We start from the raw sequence: 18327 nt of genomic DNA on the forward strand, positions 1-18327 counted from the left end.
ACCCTCACTTTATTTGTAAGGTTCGTCAAAACTTGCCCAGCTGGATTATGAAACACATCATATCTTTTTTTGGATTATTGCTCATTTCTACGCTCTCAATTGCACAAAATGATAGCATTTCCATTTCAGATGTAGAAGTAGAGGGAAATACGCTTGATAAGTCACCACACCTCCGATCTTCAGATGCAAGAAGAGCTTTTGACTTTGGTCCTTCGGATGTCTTAAGTACTCCAAACCCTTCTCCTGAAGCCGTGGCTTTATATCGATACATCCAGGACATGTTTGGAAAGAAGATCCTGTCAGGACAGATGTGGGCTCCATGGGGCATCAATGAGATTGATTATGTCATCTCAAAAACAGGAAAAAAACCAGCCATTGCAGGTTTTGATTACATAAACGAGCCTCAAAATCCGGGAGAAAACCAAAAAGCCATAGACTATTGGAAAAATGGAGGTATTACCACCATGATGTGGCATTGGGGGGCTCCCGGAGTGGGAGAAGGTTACGAAAACAGTAAAGCCACCATCGATATCGATCAATGCTTTATTCAAAATACTCCGGAGCATGAAGATTTTTGGGCTGATCTGAAGCGAATTGGTGATTATCTACAGGTACTGGAAGATGCAAACGTCCCGGTTTTGTGGCGACCCTTTCACGAGCTGGATGGAGGATGGTTCTGGTGGAGCAAAGAAGGTCCTGAGAAATTTAAGCTGCTCTGGGTCACCATGTATAAATATCTTGTTGAAGAAAGGGGTTTAAATAACCTGATTTGGGTACTCTGTTACACTGGAGATCCTGATGGTGCATGGTTCCCCGGAAATGAATATGTAGATATTGCCGGAGCTGATAACTACGATGGACTCCCGAACTCATACCTCAGCATGTATAATGATGTTTTGGGATCGATAGATGGAAATAACTATCCTATCACCTTTCACGAAACCGGAAACATCCCCAATGCGGAGGAATGTATTGTGGATGGTGCAATGTGGTCCTGGTGGATGGTTTGGCATACGGACTGGCTGAAAGGCATCGAGACGGATTATCTCAAAGAACAGTATGAAAATCACCTGGTGGTAACTCATGATGAATTACCTGATATCATGGCTGCCTACGGATGGAGTGACGATTGCAATGCTTCCGTGATTGCGGCATTTACACAGATAGATGAAGGTGAATGGATTGAAGATAATAAAATAGTACTGGGAAGTGGGGCAACCCTCAAATTCAGAGTAGAAACCGAAGACAAAGGAACCTGGAGTTGGTCAGGGTATGGGACTACTACAGACCCGGAAGTTTCACTCACTGAACAAATCGTCTCAATGAATGGATTGGGTACTGCAACGGCTACCTTTACCAACACTTGTGGCGCCACCACCACTCAGACCTTCCATGTTATTGATGGGGAGCCTGTTCTCCCAACGCCACTAGCACTCAAAGAAAAAAACAGACATTTTGTATGCTACCCTACTTTTGCTGAAGGGACATTGACGGTAAAAATGAACCCGCTCAAGACCTCTTTTGACAGTAGAAATACCATCGAGATCTATGACCTCCAGGGTAAGCAGGTTTTAAAAACCGAAGTTGCTGAAATGGAAACGAAGCTGGAAATCCGGGGGCTTCCTTCCGGAATTTATCAGATCATTGTTCGTGGCAATGATTGGGTGGAATCCGGAAAGTTCATGAAATGAGCATGATGTCGGGGACTAGCCGTCCGCACGCGCAGTCTCAACCCAATTATTGAGCAACATCGGGACGCGCAGTCCAACTGATATGCCTGCCCGGCCGGGATTAAAGTATGTACCAAATGTCAAATTTGGAAACTTTAAACACATGAAATCAGCATGATGATCAGATCCGTTCCTTGAAATCGTCAAGGTAAATCATCTGGAGAGTAGAACTTACATAGACAAGGGGTGCGTTCCAGTTAATAGCTACCTCGTTTGTAGAATAACTACATTCATCATCAATGTAACATCGTGCCGGCAGTAAAACTTCATACTTTTCACTGCCACAGTCCTGATCCACATTTTGAGGGTTAGGACCTCCCACCAGCATTCCGGGAATTGGCTCTTTGATAGTATCACTGGCAGATATTCTATGGTGTGGATTCATCGGAGACAGGTGTCCCATTCCCGTGACAAAACAATAGCCTAGTGCATTGCGTCCCAGCACATAGTCCAAACATGAGAGCGCAGCCTCATAGTATTCAGTGTTGCCAAAGCTTTTGTAGGCATTAATCAGGACCAGCCCTTGATTAAGAATAACGGAATTACTCCCCCACCTGAATTCATTCAGGGTAATTTTATATGGAGCTTCTCTCCAAACACCAATAAGCTTCTCAGCCAGCATCATCAGCTCATCTGACGATTTTTTCTTTAACATTTCCGGGACCATATTTCCCGAGGACGATAAGGAGATCAGCCCCAGGGTTTCCACTGCATTCCAACTTGGCACACCAAAATACTGGACACTCGAAAAATCAATATAGTCCAGGTATTTATTCTTTCCCGTGGCAAGGTAAAGTTCTGTTGCTGCCCAAAAAAATTCATCTGTAAAGACCCTATCTCCATATTCACCAGTGGTAATAGAAGGAAAGTTAGGGTCTATGGCTCTGGGATTTTCAAAAGGCAGATTCGGGTGTACTTCTGCCCAGCTCCATGCCTGCTCTGCCTTTGTCAATAATGATTTGGCATATTCAGGATCTGTTTCATGAAATACTCTGGAAGCGTTAGACAAAACCGCTGCAAAGTTTAGAGTTGCTGTGGTTCCTTTCGAAACTACATATCTTGGGCTGGTAGCTTTTTCCGGCTGGATGAACCCCTCAAAATTTGCTGTAGTTGTTTTATGATAAACACCCCCATCGTTGGGGTCCTGCATGGACTCCATCCACTTGATATTCCATAGTATTTCATCCAAAAGGTCGGCAGTGGAGTTCCTACTCTCCGGATTATGAAGATCCAGTGTATCAAATACAGAACGGTTTTGCTGGTAAGCTAACAGTAATGTGTAGGTGGTTATGCCACTATTTACCATATATTTATTGTAGTCACCTGCATCGTACCAGCCAAAAGGAGTAGCTAGTTGATACCCCTCGGGTCGTTCTTTTGAGGCTCCTGATAAATGGACGCTCACAGCTGTATCCGGGTGGCCTAATGGTCTGTTGTAAATGCCTGAGTATTTTTTTTCGATGGTAGTGGATGCCCGATGATAATAGTAGTACTTAGAGGATTTTTTGATCAGATCCGTATACGGCTGATCCCCAATTGTAAAAACTCCACTAAAGATCTCCCCATTATAAAGCTGATACCGACCGGGTATATTGAATGAAGAAAAGTCAGCAATAGCCACTTCCTCTCCTGATTTATCCCAAAACTTCTTTTTTAAAAGACTGCCTTCAAAAACCACTTCTCCTGCCTCATTCTTTAAAGTGAAAGAATCCTGATCAGGACTAACGACTACAGCCTGCTTCTTACCTTGTGTTAGATAGCCAATCTGATTTAGCCGAATGGCTGATTCTGTGTATTGGTAAGGGTCAACAAAGGCACACCTTTCCAATGATAACATAAGGAAAAACAACCCGCAAAAAATCCGCATGATCAATAACAAGAAGGTCCTAGGTAATTAAGAAATAACCGAGGAAACAATGGTTGTTTCCTCGGTTCAATAATATTGCACTATTGTTGAACTATTCCTTCAACTCAAAGCGTACATTGTCGATATAGAAATCTAAATCAGCTGATCCATTATCAAAAGCCATCCCGAAAGTAGTACTTCCACCTGACAGATCTGTCATTGTGTTAGTACCCCATCCCCAACCATCTTTAAAATCGGTGAGAGGAATGGTCATTGTAATCCAACCATCTGTTGCCAGTACATTCTCTCCGCTTGGCCCTTCAGGGCCTATTAGCGCCCAGTACTCTGTACCTCCATCAGGCTGAAGCTTGAATTTAAGATTCCCATCAGTAATTGTACTAACTAACTTGATATCGAATTTTAAGACATAACTGGAAATATCTGTCCCCACTACATCACCTGGAAAATTATTACTTGCATTTCTCCAGAACAAATCGGACCAATTAGTATAACTACCATTTATACGACCATATGGAGTACCATTCACTTCATGTGAAGCATCACTTTCTATAGATACTGCACCCCACCAGCTATCTTTAGCTCCAGTTCCATCAAAATTAAAAAATACCAGATCAGTATCTTGAACCGGATCAAGTCCAGTAATCAATATTTCAGGAGTGGTGGTTACTTCATCTTCATATGTAATCAATGTAATTGTACCTTTCCCTTTAGTTGTATTCTCCGGCACATAAACTTCCAGCAAAGTTGCTGTTTTTGCTCCATATTTAGTAGCTACTATATCCCCTGGAAAGATAACCTCTACAACAAATTCCATCTTTTCACCTTCTACGACAAGTACACTACCTCGTTTTGCTGATAAAGGCATTGTACTAATTACAGGCACATTCCCCGGCAAAATTGTAATTGACTCACTGGATAGAATCTCACTATTATTGATGGTATTTAAGGTAATCACATCTGACTCTGACCCAACAGGTACTTTGACAACCAGTTCAGTCTCTGTCTGAGAGCTAATAGTACCCTGAATTCCTCCTCCAAAAAAAACAGAAACTACAAGATCCAGGTCTGTGCCTGTAATAGTAAGTTCCTGATTTGTCTTTATTGTAGTTTCACTTAACGATGTAATGGTAGGGTCAACTAATTCCAAAGCAGCTGCAGAACTTACTGATTTTGCAACTGTGTTTAGTGTAACTACATCTTCAGATGCATTTTGAGGTACTGTTATTTCCAGTTGAGTTTCTGATTGTGTTACTATAGTCCCTTCAACTCCTCCTCCAAAAACGGCATCAGTGACCAAATCAAGGTCAGTTCCCGTAATTGTAACATTATTTCCAGACTTAATTGGAGAAGGAGAAATATCTGAAATAGTTGGTGCAACGATAGTTAAAGGATCAGCGGATTCGGTAGAAACCAACGATGGAGCACTAACTTTGACCACCCCCTCTAAAGAATTTAAAGGAACAACTACAACTAATTCAGTTGCACTCACACTTACAAACTCGTCTGCCGAAACTCCTCCATTAAATAATACTTGTGCAGTTAAATCTAAATCGGTCCCGGTTATGGTCAGATTATTACCTGGTTTAACAGGAAGTGGTGACATCCCTGTGATTTTAGGTAAAATAACTGCTATCTCTTCTTCAGATTCTATCTCAACAAGCTCATTTTCATTCTCAGCTAGGTTACTGATTATAATAGGTCCACTTTGTGCATCAGCGGGTACAATAACCTTCAACTCAGTCTGAGACTGGCTTACAAAATCGGCTTTCTTAACCACCTTACTCACACTAAACTGAACCTGGTTTATGAGATTCAAATAGGTGCCTTTGATTGTTAAGACTGCTCCCGGCCTCAGCTCCAGAGGAGAAATGTTCTCTATTTCAATAGGCTCCAATACATCAAAAGGAGTTTTCGGAACTATGTCCCCATCAGGAGTTTTAAGAGTGATGTTTCCCGGTACTGCAGCTTCTGGAACTACTACAACTATTTTATCATGTTGCTGTTCCTCAAACTCAGTGACTTCTACATTCTCAGGAAAAACAATAGTTGTAACCTGATCCAGGTTCCGTCCAATAAATTGAATTTGTTCTCCTCTGAGAATAGGCGAGGGACCATAACTCAATAATATTATCTCATCGCTTGCATTATCTTCATCATCATCATTACAAGAAACCATCATAGCTCCTGAAATCAGTAATGCCAGCAAGACAAATAACTTTGTTTTATATAGTCTACTTATCATGATTTTCAGTTTAATTAGGTACTACACGGATATTGTCTAAGCCAAACTTCGCGTTGACTGCATTTGGTCCACTAAAGTGGAAGGACACCTGATAACCATTTGGATCATATGCCAGAGTAGAAGCACTCGCCATAAACTCGTCCCATGGGATTGATACAGTTTGCCACTCTCCCTCAGTATGAAGGTTAGGTTCCCACCAATACTCATTATTTTCATTGTTACGTTCTCCTGGCATATCCGGCCCTATGTACATATGAAGCCTTGCTCCTGTAAGTGACTCAAGCGTATTAATCTCAAATTTGAGACTATAATCACCTGGATTGTCAAAAGCATCTGCTGGAATATTGCTTGTCCCTTCCAGAATGGTTCCTCCATTTCCTACCCACATCTCAAACCAACCCCACTCGGCAAGTTCTCGATCAATTCTGATGAATTTATTATTAATAGATGTGATTTGAGGATCACTGGATACAATGTAATCCGGACCGTGCCACCAGCCAGAAAAATCAGACTCTTCAAATCCAGCGATTATGTTTCGATTGTCTCTGAACCAAAAACTCGACTCAACCTCGCCAAAATTATTGGTAATGGTAATTGGCCCTGGTTGAGCACCTTCCGGAACAATTACACTCAGAAAATCATCTTCTACATTATCCAAAGTGCCTGTTACACCTCCAGTAAAAGTTACGGTAAGTGGCTCGTATAGATATTGCCCACGAATCTGTGCTATATCTCCAGTATTCACATATTCACTCACCATGCTTAAAGCTTGCGGCTCCCCAATGGCTACCTCAAAATCATGGTATAAGGAGTCACCATTCGCAAAAACAATAGTCAAGGTGTTATTGATCACTGTTGGAATTTGACTTGGCACCCTTGTGATAACAGAAGTAGATGTAATCAGGTTTGGAGAAAGTTGTGCTCGCCTGTTATTAAACCATACCTGACGGGTGGAGCCAAGATTTTCTCCAATAATGGCAACCATACTTCCCTGACCCGCTGATACCAATAAAGAATCTGAAGACTCAGGATCAGTCACTCTGACATAGCTTATGCTAGGTTCTCCATTATTCATGGCGTCATCATCATCATTACATGATGTAATTAATGCTGCCAACATTAAAGCTATCACGAAGCTCCATGTTGTTCTATTAAATATTTTCATATCAATATTCATTTCTAAGTTCATTTGACATTAATCTCCAAAATCATAAGGCACTGGAGGCTTTTTCAGATTAGGTGCCTGACTAGCCTCTGCAGCGGGTATTGGAAGCTGGAAATTTCCAGAATTAGCTACAGCAAAAGCCTGCAATTCAGAATCCTCCTGGATTTCCACAGTCCATGCAGTAGGGTCAGGCCATTGGTTTGGTTGAATTAAATACAAACCACGATTTTGATTATTGATGATATTATAGGCTTCGTTAGGATTGAAGTAATGTAATCTTACCAGGTCATACCAGGACATACCTTCCATCGCAAATTCTCTGCATCGCTCTTCAAAAATCACGCGCCATGTTAAAGCATCTGTAAATGTTGAGAGTCCGGCTCTGGTATGAACTTCGTTAAAATACTCAAGCGCTTTAGCATCAGTTGTAGATGCATTATTTCCTAATGCTGCTTCAGCATAGATTAGGTACATTTCAGCCAACCTGAGCATATATGTGTTGTTAGGATATCGCTGAGTTGTGGCATTTCCTCCTTTTTCCTGTAGATCCTTGGCTTTACCAACTACGTATTTCTTAGGACTGGCAAAGCTTTGGAAGGCCTCTGTTCCTGGGTTAGGGAATACCAATTCTTGTTCAGAAGTACTTCCATCTTCATTTCTGACGGTCTGTGTGATCTCAGGATAATGAAACCCAGGAAGCATAAAAGTAGCTTTCAGGCGCTCATCGTTCGTGAAACCCGGCGATCCATCCGTGGGTACCAAGCCGTCATAAAGGGTTAACATCCAATATGAAGCTCCAATATCTCCTCCCCAGCCGTCACCATTAGCAATATCATTGCTGAAGGTGATCTGTGACACCATAGTATTAGCCGCTGCATAATCAGTAGTATAAACCCACTGAAGCTCAAACAGAGACTCATTGTTGTTATCGTAAGGAAAAAGGAATAAGTCCGCATAATCAGAAAGCAGAGACTTACCACTCATAGTAATTACACGATCAGCGTATTCCATTGCCAGATCCAGGTATTCCTGATTTTTGTTTCCACCAGAAGACCCAACTCCGGCGCGAGTAAGGTACGTACGAGCCAGCATCCCTTCTGCAGACCATTTCGTAACACGGCCTACTTCTTCAGGCGACTCCAACAAATTTTCTGCTGCAAAAAGGTAATCCCGGGTAATGAACTCCCATACACTTTCTACTGTATTCCGCGTAATACTGGAGTCTGACAAAAGTTCCAGGTTATTTTCAATGATAGGAACCGGACCATAATTCATAACTAAATAACTATAAGCAGTTGCTCGCATAAATCTCGCTTCTGCAATTGCGTGATTTTTAATTTCATCGCTTACCGCTGATCCTGCATAAGTATTGATATTATGGATCGCAATATTTGCCTGTCCTATTACATTATAGAATGAACGATATGCTTCACCATTTCTGGGTGAAACAGAGGTAGTATTAAAAAGCACATTATCCCGATCATTCCAGGCCCGGTAAACGGTACCACCTCTAAAATCTCCAAGGTTGTAGCTGGATTTATCATTATAATCCTTCCATACCACACTATACAAGGCTGCTGTTCCGGCAAGTACCTGATCATCGGTTTTATAGAAGTTGGCATCTACCAAAGTGTCCTTAGGAGGCCTCTCAAGAAAATCGTCCTGACAACCAGCCAATACACTTATCAGCAATAAACCAATTAATATATTATTAGTCTTCATTGTTCTGTCTTTTAAATTCTTAAAAATCAATACCCACATTTACAGTATACACCGGGGTAATAGGATAGCGGCCGTAATCCACACCAACTGCAGCATTGCTTGCATTAGCATTAGGCCCCACATAGGATCCAACTTCAGGATCATATCCTGAGTAATTCGTTAAAGTGTATATATTCTGTCCGCTCACCCCGATTCGTGCTCCACGAATAAATTTAAGTTTTCCAATAACCATCGCTGGAAGTCTGTATGTAAGGGTAATATTCTTGACTCTAACATAAGATCCGTCCTCTACAAACTTATCTGTGTGACGCTCAAAATTATTATTCTGACCTGTTCCGGATAGTCGGGCTACATCCGTACCTGGATTTGCGAGGTAGGGGTTGTCTCCTTCATCATATTCAATCTTAGCATAATCAAATGCTTCCTCAAACAGGTTTCTACCAAGATTTATGTTATTGGGATTTGTGTTTTCATTACGGAGAAAATTATACACATCATTTCCGTAAGTTCCTGTTAATAAGATACTCAGATCAAATCCTTTGTAAGTGAAGGTATTAGTTAAACCCGCAAAAAGCCTTGGCCATGGATTACCAATAAATGTTCGATCTTCACCAGTAATGATTCCATCACCATTTATGTCCTTGTACTTAACATCTCCAATCCAAATACCATTCTCTTCAATTGGATATTCATCGCCGTTATTGTCAGCCGGAAGAGCGCTTGCTTCCAGTTCCTCTATACTTTGGAAGATTCCCTCTTCGATATAGCCATAGAATAACCATGGGGCCTTTCCTACCACTGAACGTTGAGTCCAGTCTCTCATCCACCAGTTTATTTTGTCCAGGTGACTTGCAGCAGTGGTCAAACTTGTTAGTTTTGTTTCAAAATGTGACAAGTTCATGCTAGAAGACCAGGTGAAGCCTCTCCTATCAATATTGATTGTATTTAGAGTGAAATTCCATCCTGTATTTTCCAAAGATCCAATGTTAACTGTTGGCGCCTGGATATTTCCCTGACCTTGTACTCCCATATACCAGGGAAGCTGATTTTCCAGGATCAGGTTGTCAGTGGTCTTGATATAATAATCTGCCTCAATCTGGATGCGGTTATCAAAAAGGGCCAAATTGACACCAAAGTTATTAGTCAGTGTTTCTTCCCAGCCATAGCCAGGGTTAGGGTATCTGTTTGGTCTAAAACTCGTCCCCCATTCGGATGGACTAGCTTGCAATGTTCCATAAATGGCACCTCCACTTCCCTGACTTCCTGTAAGACCTGTTTCGTAACGCAGCTTCAAATCAGATATAATCGGGAAATTGAAAAATGGTTCCTCTGAAATTCTCCAAGCTGCAGAAACAGAGGGGAAATAACCCCACTTATTTTCAGAACCAAAGTTCACGGACCCATCAGCTCGGAAGTTTGCTTGTATCATATACCGATCCGCAAAATTGTAAGTAACCCGGCTAAGGTAAGACTCCATGGCCCAATCACCTTGTCCTCCTCCGGTATCATCCAAAGCTTCGTCTCCTGCATTGATATCTATTACATCATTAGTCTGGAATCCTCTCCTTTCTGCAAACAGGTTCTTCCATGCAGACTCCTGTGCCTCATGCGTGGCCATAACAGAAAAACTGTGATCACCTATTTGCTTCCTGTATTCTAAAGTCTGGTTCCAACCCCAATAGGTATTTAAGTTGTGACTATTATTCAGAATTGCCTCCGCATTTTCCTGATATCCAAACTTGTAGGTTGGTAAAAAGTAAGTGGAGTTTGAAAAACCAATATTCGTATTAAACGCCGTACGGAAGGTCAAACCTTCGATAATATCCACTCCTAAATTAACACCACCCAAGACCTGCCTTCTGGTCACTTCATTAGTAGTGATATTAGCTAAACCTATAGGATTAGGTGGCGAAAATTGTTCTGAGCTATTTTCCGGTGTAACAGTTCCTCCACCATAACTTCCATCAAGATTTCTCACCGGGATATGGGGGGCTAGCTGAATCGCACGTGTGATTATATTAGATTCAGTAGTGGAGAGTTGTTGGTTAGTTTGAGCAACATTAAAGTTAGCACCAATTTTCAGCCATTCTCTGGGTTGGTTATCCAAATTCAACCTTACTGAGTACCGGTCAAACCCTGATCCTATAGCTACACCTTCCTGATCCAGATATTCACCTGACAGAAAATAAGTAGTTTTATCACCACCCCCGCTCAAACTTACCTGATGTTTTTGCATAGGTGCTGACTTAAACAGCTCATCTTGCCAATTAGTACCCTCTCCAAGAAGAGACGGATCTAAAAATTCTTCTCTTACTGTACCTCCTGCTATACCTTTATACTCATTTTCCATTTGAGCATATTGTCTCATGTTCATTACGCTCAGTTCCTTAGGAGCCGCCTGCAAACTGTACATGTAGCCGTATGAAACCTTCATTTCCCCAGCCTTTCCTCTTTTTGTTGTGATTAAAACAACTCCATTGGTTGCTCTTGAACCGTATATTGCTGTGGCAGACGGGCCTTGTAAAATCTCAATGCTCTCAATATCAGATGGATTGAGATTAGATAATGGGTTTGACCCATCAGGTGAAATAGCCCCTTGTATTTGGACCCCATCGATAACGTATAGAGGTTCGTTACTACCATTGATGGAGTTAATTCCGCGGATATTTACTGAGATACCTCCTCCTGGTGCTCCCGTATTTTGTGTAACATACACACCGGGGGATCTACCTTGGATAGCTTGTTCAATGGTTACGTTAATGGTCTTTTCTATTTCTTCCACACCTATGGATGTGTGGGCACTAGTCATATCCGCCTTCCTCATAGAACCATAGCCAATTACAACCACTTCTTCCAATGCGGTTACATCCAGATCAAGAGTGACATCTATTTTTGAGCGGTCACCAACTTCAATCTCCTTTGTCTGAAAACCAACGAAGGAAATTGACAATACTGCCTCGGGACCTGTATTTATCTTGTATGCACCTTCTATATCAGTAATCGTGCCGTTAGTGGTCCCTTTGACCAAAACTGTGACACCTGGCAAAGGTTCTCCATCTTCCCCGGATGTTACTACTCCGGTTACCGTTCTGTCTTGCCCCTGAACCCGTAAAGTAAAGAGCAGAAAGAAGGTAATCATTAAGGTTGGCCAACAGTGGAAAGATGACCGCCCCCTTTTTGTAGAAATACTTCTCATAAACATTTAGTTACGTTTTACAACTTGATTTTTCGCATAGCCTGCACATCGCTGACTAAATCTGATATAATGTTAATCAGACGCCACACAACCAATGTACCTCATTTGATCACAAAATGGTATCAAAATGTTAAAAATGACCTTATGGGAGATTAAACAGCTTTTATAAGGATATTAGAGATGTGTAATTGTATTATTTGAAGATCAAATAATCAGATGAACCCGTATGATTAGACAAAATGATACCTGGATAAAAAATATTTTCAAAGGAAATCGATTTCCAATTGAAGAATGTGTAAATACATGACAGCTCTGACCACAACTCTACCCTTCCGCACGGCTGTGATCCATGGCAGTGTATCTGGACGGGAGCACTTTATATTCCTTTTTAAAATATTTAGTGAAGTATTTGGGGTTGTTAAACCCTACTTTATAAGCTACCTCTGCCACATTAAGCTGACTTTTTTCAAGCAATGCGGCCGCACGCTTTATACGAATAGAGCGGATAAACTCAATGGGTGTCTTCCCTGTTAGCTCCAGGGTTTTCTTATAAAGCTGTCCCCGGCTTACGGCTAGCTCCCGGCTTAGCTCCTGAACGGAAAAGTCAGCATTGGAAATATTCTCCTCTACGATATCCATGGCTTTTTTGATAAACTTCTCGTCAAGAGAGGTGATCTCTATCTCTGCGGGCTTCACATCGATTCTGTGTTCCGAGGCATGAATTAACTTTTGGAGCTGTACTGCAGAGCGTATCGCCCGGATCAGAATTTCAAAATTGAATGGCTTTGTGATGTATTCTATAGCGCCTGCTTCAAAGCCTTCAAGCTTCTGGTCATCAGAATAATGAGCCGTCAGAAGGATAACAGGGATGTGAGCCGTCCGCGGATCATTTTTTATTTTGTGGCAAAGCTCAATTCCATTCAGCTCTGGCATCATGATATCCGTAACGACCAGGTCCGGATGGCTCTCCATGATTTTCTTCCACGCCAGTTTACCGTTTGGTGCTTCGTGAATATTATACTGGTCCCGCAGGTTATCACGCAAGTAAAATCGAAAATCAGTATTGTCTTCAGCCAGCATGATAGTTGGTTTTGAGCTTTGATGTTCCGTTTGCACCAACACTTCTTCTTGTAACCCATCAATTACATCAATAGCTTCATATTGATCCGTAATACGCTTCAGGGGCAGCTCAAATATGAATGAGCTACCTACATCCGGTTTACTTTCAACCCAAATATTCCCATCATGCATCTCCACAAATTCCTTGGTGATCGACAGGCCTATCCCACTTCCATGATTTAGATTCACTTTTTTATCATTTTCCACTTGAAAGAAACGGTTAAAAACATCATTGAGACGTTCAGGTGGTATTCCAATGCCCGTGTCCTTTACTTTTATCTGGATGATATGTACACCTTCTCTATACGACATTTCATTGAGGTGGACTTCCACCTTTCCACCCGTATTGGTGAATTTGAAAGCATTCGAAAGAAGGTTAAACATTATTTTTTCCACCTTATCTCTATCAAAAAGAGTAAGAAACTCCGGTAAGCCGGATTTAAAATCAAGTCGGATATGCCTGTCACTCGAAAGATCTGAAAATGATTCAACTATACTTCGGATGAAAGCCACTAAATCTCCCGTAGCGAGAGATAACCTGTGCTGATTGGCTTCCATTTTCCTGAAATCCAACAGTTGGTTAACTAATGTTAGGAGCCGCTTTGCATTCCTGAAGATCAGTTGAAAGTTCTTTTGGTCACCAGTGTCATTCTCCCGTTTCAGTAATCGTTCTATAGGAGTAAGTATAAGGGTCAGTGGCGTACGGAACTCATGGCTGATGTTTGTAAAGAACTTTATCTTCATCAAGTCCAGCTCATGGAGCCTTTGTGCTTCAAGACGGTCATGAGCTACTTTGGCTCTAAAACGCTCCTTCTGAATAATCGCTCTTCTGGTCAGCAGTAATGCAACTAAAACCAATATGGTATATATCAGGTTAGCCAGTGGGGTCTTCCAAAAAGGGGTCAACACTTCTATATCCAAAATAATAGCCTGATCATCCCATTTATTACTCTGATCTGTAGCCATCACTTCAAACCGATACTTTCCAGGGTCCAGGTTGGTATAATTGGCTCTATGGATATTTGGGCGTACTATCCAGTTATCATCAAACCCTGCTAACCGATACTTGTAGATCATATTTTCCTGCTGATAAAAATTCAGCGAGGTAAACTCTATGGTAAAAGAGTTTTCGGAGGGTTTTAGTACAATCTCTTTGGCGTTATTGATTCCATCTTCCAGCCATGTTCTTCCGTTATATTCTGATCCGGGTTTTATGAGGTGATTAGATACATAAAAATCCAGAAAAACCAGTTTATTCTTATTGTCAACTATATTGATCTTATCCGGATCAAAAACGTTTAACCCATTTTTACCCCCAAACGCAAGATTTCCATTACTGAGTCTGAGCGCGGACCTTTCATTAAACATATCTCCCTGAAGCCCGTCTGAAATATCAAAATTCTGAAACTCAGCTTCTCCATTTTTAAAGTTCAGTTTAGATATGCCTTTGTAAGTGCTAAACCACATATTTCCCTGCTCGTCCTCCAGAGAAGCAGCAACAATGTTTTCAGGAAGTCCATTTTCTTTATAGTAATTAAAGAACCTGCCGGAATCCCTGTCATAATGGCTCAGACCGTACATGGTCCCCACCCACATATCATTATTGGAGTCACAATAAAGATCCAGAATAGAGTTATTACTCAAAGATTCCGGGTTTCCTTCCTCCTTTAGCATATGCACAAAAGAAGTGTCCTGAGGATTAAAGATCTCAAGGCCATACCCGGTACCGATCCATATGCTGCCACTTTTATCCTCAAAAAATGAAGTGATGTAATTGGAATGAATAGCCTGATTATCCAGTCCAAAATGATAAATCTTTTTAAACTGTGAATTATAAACATCTACTCCCCCTTTAAGTGTGCCTACCCAGAGGTTTTCTTCAGAGTCTAAATACAATTTCCAAACACTGTTATCGCTTATTGAATTAGGGTCTTCAGGGTCATGATAGAAATGCGAAAACTTCTGACCGTCAAAATAATTTAAGCCTCCAAAATAAGTACCTAACCAGAGTCCGCCATCTGTACCCTTACACATACTCACCACAATATCGGAGCTTATACTGTGCGGATTATTGACATCATGGCGGTAATTCGTGAAATTTCCATTATGGAGGTTAAAGTATACCAAACCTCCCCCATCGCTCCCTATCCATAAATTTCCTTTTTTGTCTTCCACAAGGGGCCATATATCATTGACATTCGGAGTTTCATTATCTGTTTGCTTATAGAAATTGAAGGACACTGACTTGGGTGAAAAATAATTAACACCGCCCTTATTGGTACCAATCCATATCAGTCCTGAGCGGTCCTGGTATAAGGATATTATACTATTGTGGCTAAGGGACTTGGGATCTGAAGGATTGTCTGTGAAGTTCTGATAACTCCAATCACTCTTGGAAATTACCGTAATACCTCCATGATCAACACCCACTATTATCCGGCCTGATTCATCCTGAATGACTCCCGTTGCCAAACTGGACCCCAGTTCTTTCTCATCAAAATGCCTGCATGATCCTTTATCAGGATTATAATAACAAACTCCCAGAGAATGGTCTGAACTGTAAAACCAATAATCCCCATCATCATCTATGTAGGTCGAAAGGTTTTGAAGGTTTTGTATATGATCAGGGTAAGACAGAAAGGTAGTTTGCCTGGGGTCATCTATGTTGACTAACTCAATCTCACCATCTAAGTGTATCAAAGCCATGTTTCCGGTCTGATCTGACTGTACTGAAGTTACGTCCCGGTACGCGCCTCCATAATGGTAAACGGCATCCTTATCAGCGATGTATTTTTTGATACCTACACCGTTTATCAAAAACCAGTAATTACCCTGATGATCTTTAATAATATCAGACAAATTGTAATTATTTATCTGCATTTCACTGAGCAGAGCTGAAATATCCACAAAGCGCTCCCGGTAAATATCATAGCCAAAAACTCCAAAGTTAGTCTTGATCCACAGGTAACCATGCGGTCCTTCCTTCAGCCATACCACACCGGGATCAGTGGGTGAATAGGGATCGTCCTCATCGTATTCGATGGTCTTGATCTTGTAACCGTCATAGCGATTTAAGCCGGAACGGGTCCCAAACCACATGAAGCCCAGCTCATCCTCAAAAATAGATGAGACCCGGTTGTGTGACAGGCCATCGCGAATATCCAGATGCTCAAACCGGATTTGAGATAGCTGCCCATTCCCTTCATAAGCCAGGGCTGCTAAAAAAACTGCTAACACACATTTCCAATGACAATTCATAGTTACTTCAAACCTGATCCACTTTATTAAAAATAAGCATAATCCCTCAAACTGACTCTCTTAGGAAAATAAGTTTAAAAAGGATTTAATTTGACCGTTTCAGGTGAAACAAGAATGGAAAAATTATTCTCACGATCTCAGCTATTTAGAATCAGTTCGAAACGGTACTGCCGGCAGATCTTCCATATTGTACAAACTCACTTCCGGATTATCCCCCCAGGCATAACGTATATATTTGGGCTGATCTACCTGCTCACTCCAAACCTCCACCTGATCACCTACTATCTTAGCTTCAGCCCAATAAAAAGTCCCATCAGCTCCCGCTAGTGCAAACCCTTTCACATTTTCGGTAGATGACTTCAGACCTTTTCCAACCTGATTAAAGGTAATAATCACCTTACTACCCATCACATGATGAGATTCATATTGTGGGCCGGAATAAATCATAGGCTCATTAAAAGCAACTTTCCTGGCTGCCAGCCAAAGTCTATATCCGACATCCTGCTTGTTTCGGGGATGTATGTCGTTAGCTTCACCTATATCAATGATGGTGGCCATCCCGGTTTTGGGTAGCTCCAGAGTCTGGGTTTGGGCTTCACGAAGTTCGGCCCAGTTACTCTGACCTGGCTGGTCCTTCCTCTCCATAAAATTAGCCAGCTGCACAAACAGGAAGGGGAAATTACCCTGCTTCCATTTGATTCGCCAGTCCTCGATCATCGTTTCGAAAAGCTCATTATAATACTGGGGTTTATCCGCATTGCTTTCTCCCTGATACCAGATAACACCCTGCATGGAATAGCCTGCAACAGGATGGATCATTTGATTGTAAATCGTAGCAGGAAGCCAGTTAAAACGTTTTACTTCAGGTATTTCGGGTTCCAGTGAATTACTGAATTTCCAATTTCCTTCAAGGTTCACCTCATCTTTGGAGGTTTTAATCCACATCTCACCTTTCCTGCCAATGTATACATTGTTATCCCAGCTATTGATCACACGGATCGCCAGTGTATTCGCTCCATTTCTCAAAACTTCCGGCGATACTTCTACTATACCGGTGGTATCCTGCCAGGTCTCAGCACTTATTAACTCTCCGTTCAGAAACACATGACATATCTGAGTGATCTCTCCCAGGTAAAGGCTGGCGTTTTTGTTTGACGCTACATCAAAGGATTTGCGAACCCAAACAAAGTCATGAAGCGGTTGTTCATTAGGAAGCCGGATCTCTTCCCAGCCGGAATCATCGTAAATCAACTTGTGAGCTCTGAGTTTTTTAAATGATTCTTTATTATCAATCAGTCTCCATTTCAGCGCCTCACGCTCCTCATTTTCGCGCTTTCTCTTTTCCCAGTCTATATCCGGATCCAGCATCTCTGCTGCTGCTTCCCGGTAACCGGGCACTTCCAGAAGCCGCTCTGCGGAGGTCCAGGCTTCAGCCGGCGTGCCTCCCCAGTTACTGCTGATGATGCCCACAGGCACGTTCTTCTCCAGGTGATTCCGCTTCGCAAAAAACCAGGCTACAGCCGAAAAATCAGCCACAGTTTCCGGGCTTGCTGCTACCCATTCTCCACCGGTTACATCCTCCTTTGGATTGAGAGCTATAACTTTGGGAACCTCAAAAAACCGGATCTGCGGATAATTACCATCGGCAATTTCGGTTTCTGAATCATCAACTTTCCAGCCCAGCTTCCATTCCATATTTGACTGACCGCTCGCCACCCACACATCTCCTATCCATACATCTGAAAAGGTAAGCTCTGATCCAGCGGTAATGGTAACATCATAAGGCCCTCCCGCATCCTGAGCAGGGAAAAGGAGCTCCCACTTGCCATCCTTATCTGCCCTGGTCATGGTGCTGAAACTATTCAGCTCTACAGTTATTGCTTCTCCAGGAGTAGCATTACCCCAGAAGCGAATCGGCATCTCCCGCTGGAGGATCATATGGTCGTTAAAAAACTGAGGCATAGAGAGCTGCGCCCAGGATGAAATGATCAGCAAATAAAAAAACAGGCTCAATAAGGTTTTCATAGC

Annotated in this window: 8 protein-coding genes; 1 reads left to right on the top strand and 7 read right to left on the bottom strand. The window is 41.9% G+C overall.

The features are described from left to right. The first annotated feature begins 47 nt into the window (after positions 1 to 47). Entirely contained in the window at positions 48 to 1691 is a 1644-nt protein-coding gene (locus AC3E9V_RS16270; RefSeq protein ID WP_488749195.1) for a glycosyl hydrolase, read from the top strand. A 160-nt stretch (positions 1692 to 1851) separates the two neighbouring features. Here AC3E9V_RS16270 and AC3E9V_RS16275 read toward each other — a convergent pair whose 3' ends face one another. The 7 genes from AC3E9V_RS16275 to AC3E9V_RS16305 form a co-directional block, all read right to left on the bottom strand. After that, positions 1852 to 3567 carry a glycoside hydrolase family 9 protein gene (locus tag AC3E9V_RS16275; RefSeq protein ID WP_488749196.1) on the bottom strand — a complete coding sequence of 572 codons (1716 nt, stop codon included), beginning with the start codon at positions 3565 to 3567 and terminating at the stop codon, positions 1852 to 1854. A gap of 121 nt (positions 3568 to 3688) precedes the next feature. Next, a complete protein-coding gene (locus AC3E9V_RS16280; protein WP_488749197.1) occupies positions 3689 to 5839 on the bottom strand; it encodes a glycan-binding surface protein in 2151 nt (716 codons plus the stop codon). Positions 5840 to 5849: 10 nt separating this feature from the next. Further along, positions 5850 to 7004: a glycan-binding surface protein gene (locus tag AC3E9V_RS16285; protein ID WP_488749198.1), complete on the bottom strand. Its 1155-nt coding sequence runs from the start codon at positions 7002 to 7004 to the stop codon at positions 5850 to 5852. A 30-nt stretch (positions 7005 to 7034) separates the two neighbouring features. Next, positions 7035 to 8726 carry a RagB/SusD family nutrient uptake outer membrane protein gene (locus tag AC3E9V_RS16290; RefSeq protein WP_488749199.1) on the bottom strand — a complete coding sequence of 564 codons (1692 nt, stop codon included), beginning with the start codon at positions 8724 to 8726 and terminating at the stop codon, positions 7035 to 7037. A 19-nt stretch (positions 8727 to 8745) separates the two neighbouring features. Further along, the gene (locus tag AC3E9V_RS16295; protein ID WP_488749200.1) at positions 8746 to 11865 is read right to left on the bottom strand and encodes a SusC/RagA family TonB-linked outer membrane protein; all 3120 of its coding nucleotides are present in this window, start codon (positions 11863 to 11865) and stop codon (positions 8746 to 8748) included. Between the two features lie 381 nt (positions 11866 to 12246). Further along, positions 12247 to 16278 carry a hybrid sensor histidine kinase/response regulator transcription factor gene (locus tag AC3E9V_RS16300; protein WP_488749201.1) on the bottom strand — a complete coding sequence of 1344 codons (4032 nt, stop codon included), beginning with the start codon at positions 16276 to 16278 and terminating at the stop codon, positions 12247 to 12249. 162 nt (positions 16279 to 16440) lie between these two features. Further along, complete coding sequence (locus tag AC3E9V_RS16305; RefSeq protein ID WP_488749202.1) at positions 16441 to 18324, bottom strand: sialate O-acetylesterase; 1884 nt, start codon at positions 18322 to 18324, stop codon at positions 16441 to 16443. Positions 18325 to 18327: the final 3 nt, after the last annotated feature.

Source organism: Marinoscillum sp. HNIBRBA16962, from assembly GCF_057801515.1.